The organism is Burkholderia sp. BCC0506 (assembly GCF_902833145.1).
Classification (GTDB): domain Bacteria; phylum Pseudomonadota; class Gammaproteobacteria; order Burkholderiales; family Burkholderiaceae; genus Burkholderia.
In genome coordinates this window covers 309,721-330,956 of sequence record NZ_CADFEN010000003.1, presented here as the reverse complement: position 1 = coordinate 330,956, position 21,236 = coordinate 309,721, and the positions used below count along the sequence as shown (strand labels likewise).

At 69.3% G+C, this 21,236-nt stretch carries 21 protein-coding genes; 10 read left to right on the top strand and 11 right to left on the bottom strand.

Going from position 1 to position 21,236, the window contains the following annotated elements; all coding sequences use genetic code 11:
* Window positions 1-47 precede the first annotated feature (47 nt).
* Both fabF and HWX62_RS08815 read right to left on the bottom strand, forming a co-directional pair.
* Window positions 48-1,322 carry a beta-ketoacyl-ACP synthase II gene (gene fabF, locus HWX62_RS08820; RefSeq protein WP_175929736.1) on the bottom strand — a complete coding sequence of 425 codons (1,275 nt, stop codon included), beginning with the start codon at window positions 1,320-1,322 and terminating at the stop codon, window positions 48-50.
* A gap of 116 nt (window positions 1,323-1,438) precedes the next feature.
* Window positions 1,439-1,948, bottom strand: a complete 510-nt coding sequence (locus tag HWX62_RS08815; protein WP_175929528.1) for a helix-turn-helix domain-containing protein — start codon at window positions 1,946-1,948, stop codon at window positions 1,439-1,441.
* 404 nt (window positions 1,949-2,352) lie between these two features.
* Here HWX62_RS08815 and HWX62_RS08810 point away from each other — a divergent pair, with 404 nt between their 5' ends.
* A complete protein-coding gene (locus HWX62_RS08810) occupies window positions 2,353-3,783 on the top strand; it encodes a cytosine permease (RefSeq protein WP_175929527.1) in 1,431 nt (476 codons plus the stop codon).
* Window positions 3,784-3,872: 89 nt separating this feature from the next.
* Here the strand turns inward: HWX62_RS08810 and HWX62_RS08805 are convergent, their stop codons facing one another.
* The gene (locus tag HWX62_RS08805; protein ID WP_175929526.1) at window positions 3,873-4,829 is read right to left on the bottom strand and encodes a LysR family transcriptional regulator; all 957 of its coding nucleotides are present in this window, start codon (window positions 4,827-4,829) and stop codon (window positions 3,873-3,875) included.
* A 189-nt stretch (window positions 4,830-5,018) separates the two neighbouring features.
* Between HWX62_RS08805 and HWX62_RS08800 the strand changes: the two genes are divergently transcribed.
* From HWX62_RS08800 to HWX62_RS08790, 3 genes are read left to right on the top strand one after another with little or no spacing between them, the layout of a single operon-like run.
* The gene (locus HWX62_RS08800; RefSeq protein ID WP_175929525.1) at window positions 5,019-6,329 is read left to right on the top strand and encodes an MFS transporter; all 1,311 of its coding nucleotides are present in this window, start codon (window positions 5,019-5,021) and stop codon (window positions 6,327-6,329) included.
* 31 nt (window positions 6,330-6,360) lie between these two features.
* On the top strand, window positions 6,361-7,632 hold the full coding sequence (locus HWX62_RS08795) for a Zn-dependent hydrolase (protein WP_175929524.1): 1,272 nt from the start codon (window positions 6,361-6,363) through the stop codon (window positions 7,630-7,632).
* A gap of 25 nt (window positions 7,633-7,657) precedes the next feature.
* A complete protein-coding gene (locus tag HWX62_RS08790; RefSeq protein ID WP_175929523.1) occupies window positions 7,658-8,680 on the top strand; it encodes a histone deacetylase family protein in 1,023 nt (340 codons plus the stop codon).
* Between the two features lie 112 nt (window positions 8,681-8,792).
* Here the strand turns inward: HWX62_RS08790 and HWX62_RS08785 are convergent, their stop codons facing one another.
* Complete coding sequence (locus HWX62_RS08785; protein ID WP_175929522.1) at window positions 8,793-9,998, bottom strand: MFS transporter; 1,206 nt, start codon at window positions 9,996-9,998, stop codon at window positions 8,793-8,795.
* Window positions 9,999-10,560: 562 nt separating this feature from the next.
* Window positions 10,561-11,472: a LysR family transcriptional regulator gene (locus HWX62_RS08780; protein ID WP_175929521.1), complete on the bottom strand. Its 912-nt coding sequence runs from the start codon at window positions 11,470-11,472 to the stop codon at window positions 10,561-10,563.
* 162 nt (window positions 11,473-11,634) lie between these two features.
* Between HWX62_RS08780 and HWX62_RS08775 the strand changes: the two genes are divergently transcribed.
* Window positions 11,635-12,555 (top strand): pyridoxal-phosphate dependent enzyme, encoded by a 921-nt coding sequence (locus HWX62_RS08775; RefSeq protein WP_175929520.1) that lies wholly within the window; start codon window positions 11,635-11,637, stop codon window positions 12,553-12,555.
* Between the two features lie 246 nt (window positions 12,556-12,801).
* Here the strand turns inward: HWX62_RS08775 and HWX62_RS08770 are convergent, their stop codons facing one another.
* Together HWX62_RS08770 and HWX62_RS08765 are read right to left on the bottom strand one after the other, a co-directional pair.
* The gene (locus tag HWX62_RS08770; protein ID WP_175929519.1) at window positions 12,802-13,959 is read right to left on the bottom strand and encodes a DUF2242 domain-containing protein; all 1,158 of its coding nucleotides are present in this window, start codon (window positions 13,957-13,959) and stop codon (window positions 12,802-12,804) included.
* 116 nt (window positions 13,960-14,075) lie between these two features.
* Entirely contained in the window at window positions 14,076-14,969 is an 894-nt protein-coding gene (locus HWX62_RS08765; protein ID WP_175929518.1) for a LysR family transcriptional regulator, read from the bottom strand.
* Between the two features lie 110 nt (window positions 14,970-15,079).
* Between HWX62_RS08765 and HWX62_RS08760 the strand changes: the two genes are divergently transcribed.
* Window positions 15,080-15,835 carry a TerC family protein gene (locus tag HWX62_RS08760; protein WP_175929517.1) on the top strand — a complete coding sequence of 252 codons (756 nt, stop codon included), beginning with the start codon at window positions 15,080-15,082 and terminating at the stop codon, window positions 15,833-15,835.
* 90 nt (window positions 15,836-15,925) lie between these two features.
* Window positions 15,926-16,228, top strand: coding sequence for a zf-TFIIB domain-containing protein (locus tag HWX62_RS08755; protein WP_175929516.1), 303 nt, complete (start codon window positions 15,926-15,928; stop codon window positions 16,226-16,228).
* A gap of 117 nt (window positions 16,229-16,345) precedes the next feature.
* Here the strand turns inward: HWX62_RS08755 and HWX62_RS08750 are convergent, their stop codons facing one another.
* Both HWX62_RS08750 and HWX62_RS08745 read right to left on the bottom strand, forming a co-directional pair.
* Window positions 16,346-16,756 carry an Hsp20/alpha crystallin family protein gene (locus tag HWX62_RS08750; RefSeq protein ID WP_175929515.1) on the bottom strand — a complete coding sequence of 137 codons (411 nt, stop codon included), beginning with the start codon at window positions 16,754-16,756 and terminating at the stop codon, window positions 16,346-16,348.
* A 16-nt stretch (window positions 16,757-16,772) separates the two neighbouring features.
* The gene (locus tag HWX62_RS08745; protein ID WP_175929514.1) at window positions 16,773-17,210 is read right to left on the bottom strand and encodes an Hsp20/alpha crystallin family protein; all 438 of its coding nucleotides are present in this window, start codon (window positions 17,208-17,210) and stop codon (window positions 16,773-16,775) included.
* A gap of 245 nt (window positions 17,211-17,455) precedes the next feature.
* Between HWX62_RS08745 and HWX62_RS08740 the strand changes: the two genes are divergently transcribed.
* Window positions 17,456-18,373: a 3-hydroxyacyl-CoA dehydrogenase NAD-binding domain-containing protein gene (locus HWX62_RS08740; RefSeq protein ID WP_175929513.1), complete on the top strand. Its 918-nt coding sequence runs from the start codon at window positions 17,456-17,458 to the stop codon at window positions 18,371-18,373.
* 39 nt (window positions 18,374-18,412) lie between these two features.
* On the opposite strand, the gene HWX62_RS08735 is transcribed toward HWX62_RS08740, so the two are convergent.
* Window positions 18,413-18,694 carry a DUF4148 domain-containing protein gene (locus HWX62_RS08735; protein ID WP_175929512.1) on the bottom strand — a complete coding sequence of 94 codons (282 nt, stop codon included), beginning with the start codon at window positions 18,692-18,694 and terminating at the stop codon, window positions 18,413-18,415.
* Window positions 18,695-18,858: 164 nt separating this feature from the next.
* On the bottom strand, window positions 18,859-19,707 hold the full coding sequence (locus HWX62_RS08730) for a LysR substrate-binding domain-containing protein (protein WP_059573894.1): 849 nt from the start codon (window positions 19,705-19,707) through the stop codon (window positions 18,859-18,861).
* A 329-nt stretch (window positions 19,708-20,036) separates the two neighbouring features.
* Here HWX62_RS08730 and madL point away from each other — a divergent pair, with 329 nt between their 5' ends.
* Together madL and madM are read left to right on the top strand one after the other, a co-directional pair.
* A complete protein-coding gene (gene madL / locus HWX62_RS08725; RefSeq protein ID WP_175929511.1) occupies window positions 20,037-20,432 on the top strand; it encodes a malonate transporter subunit MadL in 396 nt (131 codons plus the stop codon).
* Window positions 20,433-20,443: 11 nt separating this feature from the next.
* Entirely contained in the window at window positions 20,444-21,211 is a 768-nt protein-coding gene (madM, locus tag HWX62_RS08720; RefSeq protein WP_027808885.1) for a malonate transporter subunit MadM, read from the top strand.
* The last annotated feature ends 25 nt before the right edge of the window (window positions 21,212-21,236 follow it).

Below are 21,236 nucleotides of genomic sequence, written 5' to 3'. Positions count from 1 at the left end.
GATCACACAAGGTATCGCGGGCTTCCCTCGCGTGCCGGTCGCTTCGGTCACACGTCGAAGCGACGCAACAGAACACTCGCGTTCACGCCACCAAAGCCGAATCCGTTCGACATCGCGTAGTCGATTTCCATTCGCCGCGCGGCGCCGTGCACGATGTCCATTCCGGCAGCCCTGTCGTCCAGCGTCTGCAGGTTGCGTGTCGCCGGCGCGATTTGATCGCGTATGGCCAGCGCCGTGAAGATGGCCTCGACGCCGCCGGCAGCGCCCAGCAAATGTCCGGTGGACGACTTCGTCGCGGAGACGGCCGGGCATCCGGCCGTTCCGAACACGGCCCGGATGGCGTTCAATTCGCTGCTGTCGCCCAGCTCGGTGGACGTGGCATGCGCGTTCAGGTGCTGCACCGCGGCGGGGGCGATGCCGGCCTGTGCGAGCGCCAGCTCCATAGCCCGGCGTGCGCCGTCGCCGTCGGCCGGTGTCGACGTCATATGATAGGCGTCCGAACTGGTTCCATAGCCGACCAACTCGACGATCGGCGTGGCGCCCCGCCGCAGCGCGTGTTCGAGTTCCTCGATGACGACCAGCCCGGCGCCTTCGCCGATCACGAATCCATCGCGTGCCTGGTCGAAGGGGCGGGACGCGTGCTCGGGCCGATCGGCGAAGCCGGTAGACAGCGCGCGAGCTGCCGCAAACGCGCCGATGCTGACCCGGTCGATGCATGCTTCGGCGCCGCCGCACAGTGCAATGTCCGCCTCGCCCGCCCGAATCAGCCGCGCGGCGTCGCCGATGGCCTGGACGCTGGCCGCGCACGCTGTGACCGGTGCGCCGATCGGCCCCTTGAAGCCATGCCGGATCGCGATGTTCCCGGCGGCCAGGTTGGCCAGGAAACTGGGAACGGTGAACGGGGAGAGCCGGCGAGGCCCTTTGGTCTCGGTCGTGCGCACCGCGTCGGCAATCGCGCCAAATCCGCCGATACCCGACGCAACGACCGTGGCGGTCCGCATCCGCTGATCCTCGGTCTCGGGCGACCATCCTGCCTGGCTCAAGGCCTCCTTCGCCGCGGCGAGCGCGAAGAGGATGAAGCGATCCATCTTCTTCTGATCCTTGGCGTCGGCGGCCGAATTCGCGTCGAAGCCGGCCGGATAGTCCGCCGTGCGGTCAGGGACCCGGCCCGCGACTTTCGCGGGTATGCCGTCGACGATTTCATCCGGCAGCGCGACGAGACCGGAATCGCCCCGAAGCAACCTGCGCCATACGTGTTCCAGTCCACACCCAAGCGGGGAGACGATCCCCATTCCCGTGACGACAATTCTTTTCGCGGCCATCGAATTATTTTTCATGGTGATTCGTTCCAGTCGCTGGAACGGGCGGGCATCCGGCCGCAGCGCCTGTTCGAGACGAACGTCTTCCCGTGCCGGCTGCCGTGATTGACGCACTGACTTCATGCGTGTTCTTTCGCTTCGCGTTTCTTCGCCATTTGTGCAAAACGCGCTTTGATCGTCGCGTCGGCGGCGGGGCCCGCCACGACGACATGACTGTCTTGCGTGATGGGGCGTCCCGTTTCCATGTCCATGAGCCCGATCCGCGCGGGTCGTCCCGATGCCTTGTCGAGCACCTGGACGGCGCGCCCCTCCGGCGACAGATGCTCGCCACCCCATTCGATGAGCGCTAGCATCACCGGACGGAACGACCAGCCGAGTTCGGTCAGCACGTACTCGTAGCGCGGCGGCTTGCTGCTGTACTGGACGCGTTCCAGCAATCCGGCCGCGACCAGGTCGGTCAGCCGTCGGGTCAGCATGTTCGGTGCGATGCCCAGACTCTCTTCGAATTCGTCGAAGCGGGTGAGGCCGTACATGGCATCGCGCAGGATGAGGATGCTCCACCACTCTCCTACGCGGTTCAGGCTGCGAGCGATGGGGCAGGCCCATGCGCCGAGATCGGTACGTTTCATCCGGCGCCTCTTCTTGCGAATCGTTACTTTCAAAATGATAGTAACTATATACTTTCATCATGCAAGTAACAAGCGGGCGTTGCACCTCGGTCGTAGTCGACGGCGTGTCCTGCGTCACGCCCGACGTGCGGCGAAATTGCCCGGGCCTGCACCGATTTCTCGGACGATTTCAAAATTCGCTCGATATCGGGTAAATCACCAATATCTCTCAAGTTGTATATACAAGACCATCCGCTGGCAACGTCGGCACGCGTCGTGCCCGTTGCGCGCCGGCGCGCGGACCGTGCGTGGCGTATGCCGGCGATCCACGGCGCCGCCCCGCATCCGCGGAGCCGAAAGGGCGGCTCGCGGCTTTCCGTCCCGTGCAAACCCTGTGTGGTCCTGAGTATTGTGGAGATCGACCCGTGTCAACGAATTCCAGTGGAAAAGCCGGCGGACTGATCGAGGTACGCTCGATCGACTTCATTCCCGACGCGGAGCGCCACGGCGGCCTGCTGAGCCAGTTCACGCTGTGGCTGTCGGCCAACATGCAGATCACGGCCATCGTCACCGGGGCGCTGGCGGTCGTGCTCGGCGGCGACGTGTTCTGGTCGCTGGTCGCGCTGCTGCTCGGCCAGCTCGTCGGCGGCGCGGTGATGGCGCTGCACGGCGCGCAGGGGCCGCAGCTCGGGCTGCCGCAGATGATCTCGAGCCGCGTGCAGTTCGGCGTGTATGGCGCGATGATCCCGATCGTGCTCGTGTGCCTGATGTACATCGGTTTTTCCGCCAGCGGCTCGGTGCTGGCCGGGCAGGCCGTCGCGCAACTGCTGCACGTCGACGACGCGGCCGGCATCCTGCTGTTCGCGGCCGTGATCGTCGTGCTGACGGTGTTCGGCTATCGCGCGATCCACTTCGTCGGCCGGATCGCGAGCGTGGTCGGCATCGTCGCGTTCGTCTACATGTTCGCGCAACTGTTCGCGAACCACGACGTCGGCGTGTTGCTCGCGAACAAGCATTTTTCGCTCGCGAGCTTCCTGCTCGCGATGTCGCTGTCCGCGTCGTGGCAGATCGCGTTCGGCCCGTACGTGGCCGACTATTCGCGCTACCTGCCGCGCTCGACGTCGTCGGTCGCGACGTTTATCGCGGTCGGCCTCGGCTCGGTGATCGGCGCACAGGCGGCGATGGTGTTCGGCGTGTTCGCGGCCGCGCTCGCGGGCAGCCGGTTCGCGCACCATGAAGTGTCGTACATCGTCGGCCTGGGCTCGACGGGCGCCGTGGCCGCGCTGCTGTATTTCAGCATCGCGTTCGGCAAGGTGACGGTGACGGCGCTCAACGCGTACGGCAGCTTCATGTCGATGGCGACGATCGTCAGCGGCTTTCGCGGCAAGCGTGCGGTATCGTCGAAGCGCCGCCTCGCATACATCTTCGGGATGATCTGCGTGTCGACGCTGATCGCGCTCGCGGGCCGTCATTCGTTCCTGAAGGAATTCACCGCGTTCATCCTGTTCCTGCTCGCGTTCTTCACGCCGTGGAGCGCGATCAACCTCGTCGACTACTACTGCTTCACGCGTTCGCGCTACGACGTGCCGGCGCTGTCCGACCCGGACGGCCGTTACGGCCGCTGGAACGGGATGGCCATCGCGATCTACGTGGTCGGCATCCTCGTGCAACTGCCGTTCATGTCGACGCACCTCTACACGGGGCCGCTCGTCGATGCGCTCGGCGGCACCGACATCTCGTGGATTCTCGGCCTCGTCGTGCCGGCCGTGCTGTATTACGTCGGCGCGCGCGCGTCGCGACGCAGCATTCCCGAGCGCCTGATCCTGCCGCTCGAACGCGGCGAAGTTCACCACTGACGCTGCGTCTTGCGCATCGGGCCGGCGCGCCGCCGGCCTGAGCGCCGAGCCGGGCGCGGCCTGCACGGCGCGCTGTCAAGCACGCGCCGTCATTTCCCGAGCCGCTCCGCGAGCGCGTAGCGCTGCATGCAGCGCTCCATCGCGTCGAGAAACGCATGCTCGGCCGCGTTCATCTTGCGATCGCGATGCCACAGCAGGAACACGTCGACATCGACGAGCCCGTCGTCGGGCGGCAGCCGCCACAGTCGTTGCTGCGCAAGATCGTCGCGCACGATGTGCTCGGGCAGGCAGCCGATCCCGTAGCCCGCGAAGATCAGCCGCCGCACTTCCTCGAGGCTCGGCGACGACGCGACGATGCGCCCCGTGAAGCCCTTCTGGTCGCGAAACACGGTGAGCGGCGACAGGCTGTCGCCGATCTGGTCGCTCGTAAACGACACGAAATTCTCCGCGAGCAAGTCTTCCATCCGCAACTGCGTCTGCCCGAACAGCCGGTGATGGCGGCCGCAGTAGATCGCATAGCGCTGGCGCAGGAAGCAGCGCATCTCCAGCTTGTCGTGCGGCGTGCGGCACAGGCCGAGCCCGGCCGTGGCCGTCTTCTGCAGCAACGAGGAGAGGATGTCCGACGAGCGCATCACTTCGATCTGCAGATCGATACGCGGATACGCGCGATGGAAATCCGCGAGGAATTCGTCGTAGACGGGCGATTCGATGCGGCTCACCGTCAGCAGCCGGATCGAACCGGTGAGGTCGGCCGTGCTGTCGTCGATTTCGGTTTCGAGGCGCGAGATGCCGCCGTAGATGTCGCTCGCGATCCGGTACACGGCTTCGCCGGCCGGCGTCGGCGCGAAGTGCGCGCCGCGCCGCTCGATCAGCCGGCGCTCGAGCGTCTCCTCGAGCCGCCGCAACGCCTGGCTCACGGCCGGCTGCGTGACGTGCAGGCGGGCCGCCGCGCGGCTCACGCTGCGCTCCTGCATGATCACCAGGTAAGTGCGCAGCAGGTTCCAGTCGAGGCGGTCGTTCAGGAACGGGGCGAGGTCGGCGCGCATCGGGTCTCCGGGCGGGTGGCGGAAAGTCATTAGTTGAATTTATACGGCGAATAATAACTTGAAATTTGACTAATGATTTGCGGTCGCCGATAAAGGAGGGGCGCCGCAGCGTGCGGCGCGAGGCCGCGACAGACGGCCGTCGTCACGATATTGCGCATCGCCCCGCCGCGACGCGCGTCAGGAGCCCCCATGACCCAGTCCCTTCCTTCCGCCCGCCAGCCCGGGCGCGCCGCGACGGCCGCGTTCATCGGCACGATGATCGAGTGGTACGACTTCTACATCTACGCGACCGCCGCCGCGCTCGTGTTCGGCGAACTCTATTTCCCGTCGCACGACCGCTTCGTCAGCACGATGGCGTCGTTCGCGACGTTCGCGGTCGGCTTCTTCGCGCGGCCGCTCGGGGGCGTGATCTTCGGCCATCTCGGCGACCGCATCGGCCGCAAGAAGGCGCTGATGACGACGCTGATGATGATGGGCGTCGCGACCGTGTGCGTCGGGCTGCTGCCCGATTATTCGAAGGTCGGCATCCTCGCGCCGGTGCTGCTCGTCGCGCTGCGCGTCGTGCAGGGGATCGCAGTCGGCGGCGAATGGGGCGGTGCGGTGCTGATGGCGGGCGAGCATGCGCCGCAGGGGCGCCGCACGTTCTTCGCGTCGTTCGCGCAGCTCGGCAGCCCGGCCGGGCTGATCCTGTCGCTCGTCGCGTTTCGCGCGGTCACGTCGATGGACAAGGCCGATTTCCTCGCATGGGGCTGGCGCCTGCCGTTTCTCGCGAGTTCGGTGCTGCTCGTGGTCGGCATCCTGATCCGGCTCGGCGTGAACGAGTCGCCGGAATTCGCGCGGATCAAGGAAACCCACCGCACGGTGAAGCTGCCGGTCGCGGAAGTGTTCCGTTCCGCGTCGGGGCTCGTGCTGCTCTGCATCGGCGCGAACACGATCGGCATCGCGGGCGTCTATTTCACGAACACGTTCATGATCGCGTACACGACGCAGTACGTCGGCGTGTCGCGCTCGCTGATTCTCGACAGCCTGTTCGCGGTCGCGATCATCCAGTTCTTCGCGCAGCCGCTCGCCGCGTGGATCGCCGAGCGCATCGGCGGCGCGCGCTTCCTGAAGCTTGCGGCGCTCTTCGCGATGCTGTCGCCGTATCCGATGTTCATGCTCGTGCAGGGCGGCACGTCCGCGTCGCTGATCGCCGGCATCGCGCTCGCCGTGGTGTGCATGGCCGGCTTCTATTCGGTGATCGCGGGCTTCGTCAGCGACGTGTTTCCCGCGCACGTGCGCTATTCGGCGATCTCGCTCGCCTATCAGATTTGCGGCGCGATCGCGGGCGGCCTGACGCCGCTCGTCGGTACGTGGCTCGCGCATCGCTTCGCGGGCCAGTGGTGGCCGCTCGCGGTGTTCTACACGTGTCTCGCCGGTATTTCACTGCTTTGCATCGTCGCGCTCGACGCGCGCCGTGCCGCGCAGCCGGCCGCCGCCGAAGCGCTCGGCTCGCACTGACCTTCAACGAACGAATCGATCCGGAATGCCTATGAAACACCTGCTGGAAATCGACGGCGCCCGCCTGTGGCAGAGCCTGGCCGACATGGCACGCGTCGGCGCGACGCCGCGCGGCGGCGTGCGGCGCCTCGCGCTCACCGAGGACGACCGGCGCGGGCGCGACCTGTTCGCGCAATGGTGCCGCGACGCGGGGCTGACGGTGAGCGTCGATGCGGTCGGCAACCTGTTCGCCCGGCGCGACGGCGCCGATGCGCACGCCGCGCCGGTGCTGATCGGCAGCCATCTGGACACGCAGCCCGAAGGCGGCCGCTTCGACGGCGTCTATGGCGTGCTCGCGGCGCTCGAACTCGTGCGCACGCTGAACGACGCGGGCATCGCGACCGACAAGCCGCTCGAGATCGTGTCGTGGACCAACGAGGAAGGCGCGCGCTTCGCGCCCGCGATGCTCGGCTCGGCCGTGTTCACGGGCGCGTTGCCGCTCGACGACGCGCTCGCGAAGCAGGACGCCGACGGCGTCACGCTCGGCGCGGCGCTCGACGCATGCGGCTATCGCGGCACGCGCGCGACGGGCGGCACGGTCGACGCGTATTTCGAGGCGCATATCGAACAGGGGCCCGTGCTCGAGGCGAACGGCACGACGATCGGTATCGTCACGGGCGGGCAGGCGATTCGCTGGTTCGACGTGACGGTGACGGGCGTGGCCGCGCACGCGGGCACGACGCCGATGCCGTATCGCAAGGATGCGTATTTCGCGAGCGCGCAGATCGCGCTGGAGCTCGAGCGGATCGTCGCCGGTTACGCGCCGCGCGGGCTCGCGACGATCGGGCAGGTCGGCATCCGCCACGCGTCGCGCAACACGATTGCCGGCGACGTGACGTTCACGGTCGATCTGCGCCATCACGACGATGCCGAAGTCGACGCGATGGAGCGCGACCTGCGCGACGCATGCGCTCGCGTGGCGGCCGCGCGTGGGGTGAAGGTATCGATCGAAACCTGCTGGCGCAGCCCCGCCACGCCGTTCGATCGGGATTGCGTCGAACTCGTCGCGCGCGCGGCGGCCGCGTTCGGCTATTCGAACGAGCGGATCGTGAGCGGCGCCGGCCACGACGCGATCCTGCTCGCGCGACGCTTCCCGACCGCGATGGTGTTCATTCCGTGCGTCGACGGCCTGTCGCACAACGAAGCCGAGGATGCGTTGCCCGACGACGTGACGCGCGGCACGAACGTGCTGCTCCATGCGGTGCTGGCGCGCGCGGGCATCGCGGCGCGCGTCGATGCGGCGACTGCCGCGCCCGGCGCCTGATCCGGCGACTCGACGAGGACTCGCAATGAAAACCTATTTCCATCCCGAACAACTGCTGCACCATCCGCGCAGCTACCTGTCGCGCGGCCAGATGCGCGAGCCGCAGGAAGTGCCCGAACGCGCGGCGCGGCTCGTCGCGGCCGTCCGCTCGCTCGACTTCGACGTGCGCGAGCCGGCCGACCGCGGCACCGCGCCGATCGCGGCCGTGCACGACATGAACTACCTGCGCTTTCTCGAGGATGCGCACCGCGACTGGAAGCAGATGCCCGACGACTGGGGCGACGAAGTGATGTCGAACGTGTTCGTGCGCGACCCGAACCCGCTGCGCGGCGTGCTCGCGAAAGCCGCGCGCTACCTCGCCGACGGCAGCTGCCCGGTGGGGGCCAACACGTGGCGCGCGGCGTACTGGTCCGCGCAGGGTGCGCTGGCCGCCGCGGCCGACGTCAACGACGGCGCACGCGAAGCGTATGCGCTGTGCCGGCCGCCCGGCCATCATGCGCGCCGCGACGCGGCCGGCGGCTTCTGCTACCTGAACAACGCGGCGATCGCCGCGCAGGCGCTGCGGGATCGCCATCGCCGTGTCGCGATTCTCGATACCGACATGCACCACGGGCAGGGCGTGCAGGAGATCTTCTACGGCCGCGACGATGTGCTGTACGTGTCGATCCACGGCGACCCGACCAACTTCTACCCGGTCGTCGCGGGGTACGAGGAAGAGACGGGGACGGGCGCCGGCGACGGCTTCAACCTCAACCTGCCGATGCCGCACGGCGCGCCGGAGTCGGCGTTCTTCGAGCGGCTCGACGACGCGCTGCGCGCGCTGGCGCGGTTCCAGCCCGACGCGCTCGTGCTCGCGCTCGGTTTCGACATCTACAAGGACGATCCGCAATCGCAGGTCGCGGTCACGACCGACGGGTTCGGGCGGCTCGGCGGCGCGATCGGCGCGCTGCGGTTGCCGACGGTGATCGTGCAGGAGGGCGGCTATCACCTCGCGAGTCTCGAGGCGAACGCGCGCGCGTTTTTCGGCGGGTTTGCCGCGGCGCGCTGAGCGGGCCGGCGGCGCCGGACAGCAGACAGCACGCTGAAAATGAAGACGGCCGCATGGCGCGGCCGTAAAAATGCGTGCGGAACGGCGCCCGGGGCAACCCGGGTGCCCGCGCTCACGAACGCGCGGCGGCCGGCGAGCGGCGGCGCTGCGCGAGTTGCAGCATCACGAGCGCGAGGCCGGCCGCGGCGATCAGCGCGCCGACGAGCGGCACCGCCGCGTAGCCGAACCCGGCCGAGATCGCCGCACCGCCGGCAGCGGCGCCCAGCGCGTTGCCGAGGTTGAACGCACCGATGTTCACGGCCGATGCGAGCCCCGGCGCTTCGTGGGCCGCGCGCATCACGCGCATCTGCAGCGGCGGCACGACCGCGAACGTCGCGATTCCCCAGACCAGCAGCGTGACGGCGGCGCCCGCGTGGGTGGCGGCGAGCAGCGGGAATGCGGCCATCGTCGCGATCAGCAGCAACAGGAAGCCGATCAGCGTGCCGTCGAGCGAGCGGTCGGCCAGCCGGCCGCCCGCGATGTTGCCGATCGAGAAGCCGACGCCGATCAGCACGAGCATCGCGGTCACGAAGCCGGGCGTGGCGCCCGTCAGGTGGTCGAGCGTCGGCGCGACGTACGTATAGAGCGTGAACATCGCACCGGCGCCGAGCACCGTCGTCCCGAGCGCGCCGAGCACGACCGGGCGCGTCAGCACGGACAGTTCCGCGCGCAGGTCGGGCATCTTGCCGGCTTGCCCCTTCGGCAGCGCGGCGAACAGGCCGGCGATCGCGATCAGCCCGAGGCCCGCGGTGGCCGCGAACGACATGCGCCAGCCGATGATCTGGCCGAGCCAGGTCGCGGCCGGCACGCCGCCGACGTTCGCGATCGTCAGGCCCATGAACATCGTCGCGACCGCGCTGGCCTGCCTGTCGCGCGGCACGAGGCTGGCTGCGACCACCGAGCCGAGCCCGAAGAACGCGCCGTGGTTGAGGCTCGTGACGAGCCGCGCGAGCAGCAGCGTCGTGTAGTCCGGCGCGACGGCCGACAGCAGGTTGCCGATCGTGAAGATCGACATCAGCGCGATCAGCGCGGAGCGGCGCGACCAGCGCGCGAGCAGCAGCGTCATCAGCGGCGCGCCGACCATCACGCCGATCGCATACGCGCTGATCAGCATGCCGGCTTGCGGAATCGATACGTGCACGCCTTCGGCGATCACGGGCAGCAGGCCCATCGGCGAGAACTCGGTCGTGCCGATGCCGAACGCGCCGGCGGCGAGCGCCAGCAGCGGCAGCGTGGCGCTGCCGCCGGGGCGGGAAGCAGAGGAAGTCGTGGGGTTCACGCGGGGGCTCCTGTCATCGTGGGACGACGGCACGAAACCGTCGGGGACAGCGCGCAGTGTGCCTGCATTACTTTTGCGGAAAAAGCCGCATTCGGACGAAATTATCTTGATTTCATGTCAACAATGCGGCCCGCGGCGACGTGCGGCCGGGCGGTCCGGACGCATTGGCCGGCGATCGACGATCGCCCGCGGCCGGCGTTGCGCAATGGCTGAGAAGCCTTTCGCTGCGAGGCACAACGGAAAAAAACCCCGACCACAGGGGGTCCGTGGCCGGGGCGGAAACGCATCCTCTCTTTGGCACGAGGGTTGGATGCGCGCGCAGTATATTTCGGGCCATGACGATTCGAATCGGCGTTAAACGACCGTTTTTAGTGTCAATTTGGACATTGCTGTGTCGTCGCGTCATTCGTCGGCGTTCTGAAGGATTTTTCGATGACGCGACGGTGTCGTCTCGTATGCAGAAACGGCGAAAGCGACGAGATCGTGGAAGGGGAATCCGGACGTCGGTCGGCGGTGGGCAAGTCGCATGGTTCGACCGCGTGCCGATGCGTCCAACGTGCGTTCAGCCCGCTTCGCCGGCCGCATCGCGGACGGCCGCAAGAAACCGCGCGACGACGGGCGACGGGGCCGCCGCCGCGCCGTCGAACACGAATTCGATGTCGAAGCGGCTCGCGAGCTCGTCGAGCGCGACGAGCCGGACCGTGCGCGGGCAGGTCGGCGACGCGCTTTCCGGCACGAACGCGCAGCCCATGCCGGCCGCGACGAGGCCGATCAGCGTCGGGATGTCGCTGCCGACCTGCGCGATGCGCGGCGTGAAGCCGGCCTGCCGGCACTGCGTCATCAGGAACCGGTGGTGCGCGGCCGAGCGCTGCGCATCGAACCAGACGAACGGTTCGTTCGCGACGTCGGCCAGCGTGCGCGGCGCGCTGAAGCGGCCGCCCGGCGGCGCGGGCATCGCGAGCACGAAGCGGTCGCTCAGCAGCCGCACGCCCGTCAGGTGCGGCGCTTCCTCGCGACGCCACGCCATGATCCCGGCGTCGAGCTGGCCGCGCATCAACGCGCCCGCCTGTTCGGCCGACAGCATCGGCGCGATCGACAGTTTCACGTCCGGGCACGCAGCGCGAAACGTCTTGAGGACGTTCGCGACGATCGGCAGCGGCAGGCAGTTCGGCAGCGCGCCGAGCCGCAGTTCGCCGAGCTGGCCGGCCGCGCTGCGCAACGCGCGCTCGCGGCTGTCCTGCAGCATGGCGAGCAGGCCGGTCGCATCCTTCAGGAAGCTCGTGCCGGCCGCCGTGAGCGTGACGCCCGTCGCGCGACGGATCAGCAGCGGCGTGCCGATCGCGTCCTCGAGCTCGCGGATCTGCCGCGACAGCGCGGGCTGCACGATGCCGGCCGCACGGGCGCCCGCCATCACGCTGCCGGCCTCGGCGACGGCGACGAAGTAGCGCAGGTGACGCAGTTCGATGTGGCGCATGCGATGTCCGTTCCGGTTCGTCGATATGCCTGTGAAGCATAGCAAACGCCATTCGATGGTATTGGAAAGCATGGCGGGCCTGCCGTACGATGACCGTCACTGCCGCATGCGCTTGTCGCGCGCGTCGCGTGCGCTTCTCCCGTTTCCACTGCGCTCCGTCCCATGCCCCTTCATATCCCCACGCCTTATATCCGCTCGCCCATCGCATCCCGCCGGCTCGGCAGGACCATCCGGCTGAAGCTCGATGCGCTGCAGCCGTCGGGCTCGTTCAAGCTGCGCGGCATCGGCGCCGTCTGCGAGGCGCGCCACGCGGCCGGGGCCCGGCGCTTCGTGTCGTCGTCGGGCGGCAACGCGGGCATCGCGGTCGCGTATTGCGGGCGCGAACTCGGCGTGCCGGTGCGCGTCGTCGTGCCCGAAAGCGCATCGGCCCGCGCGCGGGAACTGATCCGCGTCGAAGGCGCGGAACTCGTCGTGCACGGCGCGAGCTGGGCCGAGGCCAATGCGTTCGCTCAGTCGACGCTCGGCGAGCACGATGCGTTCGTGCATCCGTTCGACGATCGCGTGCTGTGGCAGGGCCACGCGACGATGATCGACGAGATCGCGGCGGTCGGCCCGAAGCCCGACGCGGTCGTGCTCGCGGTCGGCGGCGGTGGCTTGCTGTGCGGCGTGCTCGAAGGGCTCGCGCGCAACGGCTGGCACGACGTGCCGGTCGTCGCGGCCGAGACGGAAGGTGCCGACTGCTATGCGCGCTCGGTCGCGCAAGGGCGGCCGGTCGAACTGGCGGCCATCGCGAGCATCGCGACGACGCTCGGCGCGAAGCGGCCGTGCGACGCGGCGGTCGAGTGGGCGACGCGTCACGCGATCCACCCTGTCGTCGTGTCCGATGCCGACGCGGTGGCTGCGTCGCTGCGGTTTCTCGACGAACACCGGATCGTCGTCGAGCCGGCGTGCGGCGCCGCACTGGCCGCGCTGGAGCGGCCGGTGCCGGTGCTTGAGTCGGCGTCGGACATCGCGGTGATCGTCTGCGGCGGCGTGACCACGACCGCCGAGCATCTGCAGACGCTGCGCGCGACGTTGCGGTAGGCGAGGGCACGGGCAAGCCGCGCGACGCGAGATGGCGGGTTGCCGGCGATTTTCGCGTGGGGCGACCGGGCATGCGCCGCGCATGGCTGACCGCGATGCATCGGCGCTGCCCTTTGCGTCAAATCCCGCACGGCCATGCGCGGCCGGCACATGGCCGGATGGGCGGGAAGGATCTCGGAGCATGCTGCGGACGAGAGGCGTACCGTCGCGCCGCATGAGGGCAGACGCGACGCTACGGGAGCGCGGTCAATTCGCGGCCGGTGTGCTCGCGCCGGACGGCGCGGACGAAGCCACCGGGCTGGCGGCAGCCGGCGCAGGCGCTGCGCTCGACGGCGCCGATGCCGATGCGGGTGCGGATGCCGCGGACGAAGGCGCGGGCGCGGCCGATGACGGCGAGGTGGCGGCCGGCGGTGCTGTCGGAGTCGAAGCAGACTTGGGCGCGGAAGCCGGTGCGGCCGTCGAACCGGAAGTCGACGAAGGGGCCTGCGTGATTGCCGGACCGGAGGCCGGCACAGGCGCCGAAGCGGGCGCGGCAGCCGAAGCGGGGGCAGGGGTCGACGCAGGCGCCGGGGCGGACGCCGCCGCGGGTGCCGCACCCGAAGCCGGCGCCGACCCGGACGCCGCCGCCGGCGCGGCAGCGCGCATCGCGGCCGGCGCCGCGACGGCCGATGCCGCGGCCGGCACGGCATTCGCGCCCGATCCGGGCGCCACGCCCGGCACCGAAAGCGGCACGGGCGCCGCGGGCGGCGTCGGCACGACCGGCGTGGTCATCTTCATCGGTTCGCCCTGCGGCGTCGGCGCGGGTTCGGGCAGCGGCGCGACCGGCTCCTTCTCGGCGGCCTTCACGGTCGCGCGGTCGCGGCGCGCCGGGTCGATCTTCAGGAAATGGTCGACGAGATTGAAGAAGCGCTCGTAGAACACGCCGGCGGGAATCGTCTCGCTCGCGGTCTTGACGAGCGCATCGTCGCTCGACCCGATCGGCAGCGACAGCGAGCCGAACACGCTCAGGCCGACGCTGGCCGACGTATTCGACTTCTTCAGCGTATAGCGGTCCTGCACCGCGTTCACGTACGCGATGCTCGACGAGCCGTCCGCGTTCGCGTCCGCGCACACGACGTGAAACTCGATCACGACGTGCATGTCGTTGCTCGGCTGGAAATTCTTGCTGCCGTCGACCGCGTCGTCGCGCGACGACGACACCACGTAGCCCTGGCTCAGCAGCGCGCGCCGCGCGGCCTCGCACGCCGCGTCGGATTTCGCGTGGAACGTATGCGCATACGGGCTGCTCGTCGCGTCGAACTGTTCCTGCTGGTAGATCGGCTTGGGCGGCGACGAGCATGCCGCCAGCACGGTCGCGGCCGCGAGCGCGCACGGAACGGAAAACAGGCGAAGTCGGTTGTGCATGGCGTCTTTCAGAAGGCTCGGCGAGAGGCGGCGCAACGGGAATGCCCGGACAGGCGCGCGCACGCATCTCGTATGGCCGGGGCGACATTATAGTTTCGTTTGATGTCGCGCTCGCTTCAGCCGGCCGGCGCGCCGCGCGCCGCGGCCAGCAATTGCGCCGTCAGCGGATGATGTTCGCCGCGCCGCGAGCGGATCGCGTGGATCTCCTCGGTCACGTCGCCCGCGCGCCCGAGCCGCCTGAGCCCGCGCAACAGCGACGCATCGTTCGCGCCGAGCTCGCTCAGCGGAAACACGCCGAGCCCGCGCGCCGCGAACACGGCCATCAGCGCGCTGTCCTCGAACTCGCCGGCCACGCGCGGCACGATCCGTTCGCTTTCCAGCCACACGTCGAGGCGCGCGCGCAATGCCGAATGCGCGGTCGGCAGCAGCACGGGCAGGCCGGCCAGGCACTGCGGAAAGCGCTGCCGCGCGGCCGGCGTGACGAGCGCCGCGGGCCCGTACCAGTCGACCGGCGACGCGACGAGCCGCTCGCTCGTCACGCGCAGGTTCGACCCCGACGGCGCGCCCTGGCCGGCCAGCACGAGATCCAGATGATGCAGCGCGAGCTCCGCGAGCAGCGCGTCGTGCTCGCCCTCGTGGCACAGCAGCCGCAGCGTGGGCGTATCGAGCACCGGCGCCAGGATCGCGTGCGCGGCGAGCTTGGAGATGCCGTCCGCGAGGCCGACCGCGAGCCGCACGGTCGGCTGGCTGGCCGCCGCGCGCACGTCGTCGGGAATCAGCCGGCCCATCTCGAAGATGATTTCCGCACGCGCGAACGCGGCCTGCCCGGCGTCGGTCATCGCGACGCCGCGCCCGGCCGGGCGCAGCAACTGGTGCCCGAGCGATTTTTCCAGCTCGCGCACCTGCGCGCTGATCGTCTGCACGGCCATGTCGAGCCGCTCGGCCGCGCGCGCGAAGCCGCCTTCCTTCACGACGACCCAGAAGTAGTACAGATGTCGGAAATTCAGCATCGACGAGCGATATATCGTAAAAACCGAACCTAAAGTCAGATTCTCTCTGATTTTTTCGAAGTCCGGGGCATCCTATCATCAGGTTTTCCACTTTCGTATCGGCCCCTCCCATGGACTACCTGCTGACGCTTGCCGCCGACCCCGCCGTCTGGGCCGCGCTCCTGACGCTCGTCGTGATGGAAGTCGTGCTCGGCATCGACAACCTGATCTTCATCTCGATCCTCAGCAACAAGCTGCCCGAAGTGCAGCGCGCCCGCACGCAGCGCCTCGGCATCGCGCTCGCGCTGGTGATGCGCCTCGCGCTGCTCGGCAGCGTCGCGTGGATCGCGAGCCTGACCGAACCCGTGTTCACGCTGTTCGGCCATGCGTTCTCGTGGCGCGACATGATCCTGCTGTCGGGCGGCCTGTTCCTCGTGTGGAAGGCGACCACCGAGATCCATCACCACGTGTCGCACGACGGCGACGGCGCGAACGGGGCCGCCGGCGCGGCCGGCCTGACGATGTGGGCCGCGATCGGCCAGATCGTGATGCTCGACATCGTGTTCTCGATCGACAGCATCGTGACCGCGATCGGCATGACCGAGCACGTCCCGATCATGTTCGTCGCGGTGATCGTCGCGGTGACCGTGATGCTGTTCGCCGCGCAGCCGCTCGCACGCTTCATCGACCGCAACCCGACGATCGTGATGCTCGCGCTGTCGTTCCTGGTCGTGATCGGCATGACGCTGATCGCCGAGGGGTTCGGTTCGCACGTGCCGAAGGGGTACATCTATGCGGCGATGGCGTTCTCGGCGTTCGTCGAGGGCATGAACATGCTGGCGCGGCGCGCGAAGGCGAAGCGGGCGACGCACGCGGCGCGCGACTGAACCGGTGCGCGCGACGCCGGCCGCTGCGGCGGCCGGCTCGTGCGTGTCATATGGAATCCGGATGAAATCCGCACGGAAAGGAGCAACGCGATGAAATGTCCTGTCTGCAAGACGCCCGACCTGCTGATGGCCGAGCGCCAGTCGATCGAGATCGACTACTGTCCGACCTGCCGCGGCGTGTGGCTCGATCGCGGCGAACTCGACAAGCTGATCGCCCGCGACACCGGCGACGTGCCGGCCCGCCGCGACACCGCGCCGGCGCAACACGCAGCGCACATGCCGCGCGGCCGCGATGACGGCTGGGGGCGCGACGGCCGCTCGTACGACGAACGCGACCGGCACGACGGCCGGCGTCGCAAGAAGTCGGTGTTCGACCTGTTCGATTTCGATTGAAGCCGCAGCCCGCGTGTCTGAACGCGGGCGGCCCGATGCACAAAAGCCCCGCCCGGCATCGCGCCGGGGCGGGGCTTTTTCATGCGCGTCGCGTCACGTCACGACACGCGTCGGCACTCAGGCATTGCCGGCGGTCACGTCGATGCGGCGCGGACGCGTTTCCTCGCGGCGCGGGATCGTCAGCGTCAGCACGCCGTCGCGCAGGTTCGCGTCGATCCGCGACGTGTCGAGATCGGCGCTCAGCACGAAGGACCGTGCATAGCGCGTCGCACGCACTTCCGCGTGTCGCACGCGCAGGTCGGCCGGCGTGTCGAGGTGCGTCGCGGCCTCGATCGTCAGCGTCGTGTCGTGCACCTTCACGTCGAGGTTCTCGCGCGGCACGCCGGGCAGGTCTGCCCGCAGCGTGACGCCGCGTGCGTCCTCGGCGATGTCGACGGACGGCGTGATCGCCGGCCGGCGCGCGGCTTCGGCGGCGGCTGCGTGAACGGTGCTCGGGTGGCGTTCGGCCAGGGTCGGGTTCGTGTTCATGTCGGTATCCTGAAGGTTACTGAATCGTGATCGCACGCGGCTTCGATGCTTCGCGCCGGCCGACGCGAATCAGCAGGCAGCCGTTTTCGTAGCGGGCGCTGACCTGGTCGGGGTCCGCGTCGCGCGGCAGCTCGACCACGCGGCGGAACGCGCCGTGAAAGCGCTCCTGCGCATAGGTGCGCACGTCGTCGCCTTCGCGCGGCGCCGGCTTGCGCTCGCCGCTGATCGTCAGCAGGTCCTTGTCGATCGACACGTCGAAGTCGGCCGCGGCCATGCCGGGCGCGAACGCGACGATCTCGATCGCATCGTCGGTCGCGCCGACGTTGAGGGCGGGGAACGCGCCGGGGCGCACCGCGCGGATGCCCGACGGGCGTTCGCCGAGCAGGCTCGCCATCTGCCGTTGCACGCGGGCGAATTCGTCGAACAGGTCGTAGCCGTGATGGATACCGCTCATGTTGTCCTCCTGAACAGGGAACGCGGGAGACGTGACCGCGCGTCGCCTGCGGCGGGCGCGACGGGGGGCTCCACGGGGTCGATACGGGGGCGGTGCGTGGCATGCGGCACGGCCCGACGACGCTTAATTAGTGGCCGCCGCCGCGCATTTCAAGAGGGCATTCGCAATCGCATGTCGACGCATGCATGCGGGAATCGATGCGACAATCGCCGCGGCATATCCGCAGACCACCACACGGGACAACCATGGACATTCGACGTATCGCGATCGTCGGCACCGGCGTGATCGGCGCGAGCTGGGCCGCCTTCTACCTGACGCAGGGCTTCGACGTCGTCGCGACCGACCCGGCGCCGCAGGCCGACGCGCGGCTGCGCGACGCGCTCACCGCATTCCTCGGCGAACGGGCCGCCGAACTTTCCGCGCGGCTGTGGTTCGACGCCGATCTCGTGCGTGCGCTGGACGGCGTCGACTTCGTGCAGGAGAGCGGTCCCGAGCGACTCGACCTGAAGCGCGCGCTCTATCGTCAGATGGACGACGTGCTGCCCGCGCACGTGCCGATCGCATCGAGCTCGTCGGGCCTGAAGATGTCCGACATCCAGACCGCATGCGCGAAGCATCCGGAACGCTGCCTGATCGCGCATCCGTTCAATCCGCCGCACCTGATCCCGCTCGTCGAGCTGGTCGGCGGCGACGCGACCGGCCCGGACGTGATCGCGCGCGTGAAGCAGTTCTACGATGCGCTCGGCAAGCAGACGATCGTGCTGAACAAGGAGATGACCGGCCACGTCGCGAACCGGCTCGCGGCCGCGCTGTTCCGCGAGGTGTATCACCTCGTCGGCGAAGGCGTCGTGAGCGTCGCCGATGCGGACAAGGCCGTCGCGTGGGGCCCCGGCCTGCGCTGGGGGCTGATGGGGCAGTGCCTGACCTATCACCTGGGCGGCGGCGCGGGCGGGATCGCGCACTTCCTCGAGCACCTGTCGGGCCCGATCACGAGCTGGTGGGACGACCTCGGCACGCCGTCGTTCGATCCCGAAGTCGATCGCAAGCTGAACGACGCGTTGCGCGCGATCCAGGGCGAGCGCTCGATGCAGGAACTGGCGGCGGAGCGCGACCGGCTGCTCGTCGAACTGATCGACGCACGGCGTCGCAGCTTCCTGCCCTGATCCCGATGCTGGTCCGATCGCGCGCCGCGGCGGCGCCGGTCATTGCGGCGACGCCGCTTGGCGCTCGGGCGGCACGTGGGCCAGCCAGGCCGGGCTCGCGGCCTGCACGAGCTCGCGGTTGCGCGCGCGCGTCGCGGCGTTCGGCGGGTAGTTGCCGTCGTTCGTCGGCAGTTCGCCGTCGAGATAGGCCTGCTTGAGCTGCTCGATGACTTCCGCGCGTGTCAGGCCCTGCGTGGGCGCCGACGCGTCGGTCTGGGCAAGGGCGGGGGACAGCGCGGCGGCTGCGGCGGTCGCGACGGCGAATCGCAGGATGTTCTTCATGGCGGGCTCCGGTCAACGGGACGGGTACGGATGCGCGCGGCGAGGTGCCGAGCGTTCCGATGAGTCGCATTGTCGGAAACGGGTGCTGCGCGGACGATGACGCGTTCCGGGCAAAGCTGTCAGGTGCGGGCGCGATCGCGCCCCGCGCGCGGCGCGCCGTGCCGTTACAACTCGGCCGCCGCCGCGATCAACGTCGCTTCGAGCGCGAGCGTCGAGCGCGACGCGGCCGCGGGCCGGTCGATCACGTATTCGAGTTCGCCGAGTTCGGGCAACCCCGCGTCGAGCCGCGCGAGCCCGGCCGGAATCACGTAGCCGGCGAACGCGCTGACGCCGAGCCCCGCGCTCGCCGCCGCGCGCAACACCGCGATGCTGCTGCTCACGACGGCGATCCGGTAAGGGCGCCCGACGGCCTCGAGCGATTCGAGCACGCGGCGGCGCGACACGCTCGGCTCCGGATGCATCGCGAGCGGCAGTACGGCCTCGTGGCCGGTGATCCGCGAATCGGGGCCGGTGCACCAGTACAGCGGCTCGCTGCGGATCACGCGGCCGCGCCGGCTGCCGGCGATGCGTTTCGCGAACACGAGATCGTGCCGGCCTTCGTCGAGCGCATCGAACAGGTCGCCCGACAGCCCGGTCGAGATCGCGAGCTCGACATCCGGGTTGCGCTGCACGAAGCTCGCGAGCGCGGCCGTCAGGTGCGCCGACGCGAAATCCTCCGACATCGCGAGCCGCACCTTGCCCGACAGCGGCGGCCCGCAGACCGACGTGACGGCCTCGTCCATCAGTTCGAGGATGCGCACCGCGTAGCGGAACAGCGCGTCGCCGTGCTGCGACAGGTGCACGTTGCGCGTGTCGCGCTCGAACAGCGGCCGGTCGAGCAGCTCCTCGAGGCGGCGGATATGCTGGCTGACGGTCGACTGCGACAGGTTCACGCGCTCGGACGCGGCGGTGAAGCTGCCGGACTGGGCGACGGCGACGAAGCTGCGCAGCAGTTCGGGCGGTAACGGACGCATTGCTAAATCCACTGAATCGGTTTCGACAACTTCATAAATGGCCGGATTGTGCGGCGCTAGTATCGGATCACGCGCCAGTGCGGCCTCCGCGAACGGGGGGCGCCGGACGCGTAGCCCGTGTCGCGCCGCCGGCTGCATCGGTCAGTCTAAGCCATCCGGCGTCCGGCCCGAAACCGCATCATCCCATCGACCCCGAGAACGTGCTCGCACGACGAGCCGCCGGGCCGCGGCGCCCCGCCGCAGGAGACAGACAGTCCGCCCGGGATCGGCGTGCGGGCCTGGCTCCCGCACGCGTCAGGCGCCCGTCACGAAGAGACTGGAGACGACTCATGATCATCTACGGAACCGCGCTGCTGGCGTTCTGCCACCTGGCCGGACTGTTTCTCGGCGACCTGCTCGGCGCAGCCATCGGCGTGAAGACCAACGTCGGCGGCGTCGGCATCGCGATGCTGCTGCTGATCTGCCTGCGCCTGTGGCTGCATCGGCGCGGCTGGCTGCCGAAGGAGACCGAGGCCGGCGTCGGTTTCTGGGGCGCGATGTACATCCCGGTCGTCGTCGCGATGGCCGCGAACCAGAACGTCGTCGCCGCGCTGAAAGGCGGCCCGGTCGCGCTGCTGGCCGCCGTCGGCGCGGTCGCGATCTGCGCATGCTGCATCGCGGTATTGGCCCGTACCGGGCGCGACGACACGGCCTTCGCGGGCGTGCCGCAATTCGAAGAACAGTGACGGAGGCCGCCATGCTGCAGATGCTCGAAAAAACCGTCGCCCACAACGGGCTCGTCGCGTCGTTCGCACTGGTCGGCCTGATCATGTGGCTGTCGTCGATCGCGTCGCGCAAGCTCACGTTCGGCCGCGTGCACGGCTCCGCGATCGCGATCGTGATCGGCCTCGTGCTCGCCTACGTCGGCGGCGCCTTCACCGGTGGCGAGAAGGGGCTGGCCGACGTCAAGCTGTTCGCCGGCATCGGCCTGATGGGCGGCGCGATGCTGCGCGATTTCGCGATCGTCGCGACCGCGTTCGAAGTGCAGCCGACCGAGGCGCGCAAGGCCGGGCTCGTCGGCGTCGTGTCGCTGCTGCTCGGCACCGTGCTGCCGTTCATCGTCGGCGCGTGCGTCGCGCGCGCGTTCGGCTATACCGACGCGGTCAGCATGACGACGATCGGCGCGGGCGCCGTCACCTACATCGTCGGGCCCGTCACGGGCGCGGCGATCGGCGCGAGCTCCGACGTGATCGCGCTCAGCATCGCGACCGGGCTCGTGAAGGCGATCATCGTGATGGTCGGCACGCCCGTTGCCGCCAACTTCATGGGCCTGAAGACGCCGCGCTCCGCGATGATCTTCGGCGGGCTGGCCGGCACCGTCAGCGGCGTGAGCGCGGGGCTCGCCGCGACCGACCGCCGGCTCGTGCCGTACGGCGCGCTGGTCGCGACGTTCCATACCGGCGTCGGCTGCCTGCTCGGGCCGTCGCTGCTGTTCTTCACGACGCGCGCGCTGGTCGGCGCGTAGGGCGCTGCGACGCGGCCCGCGCGCG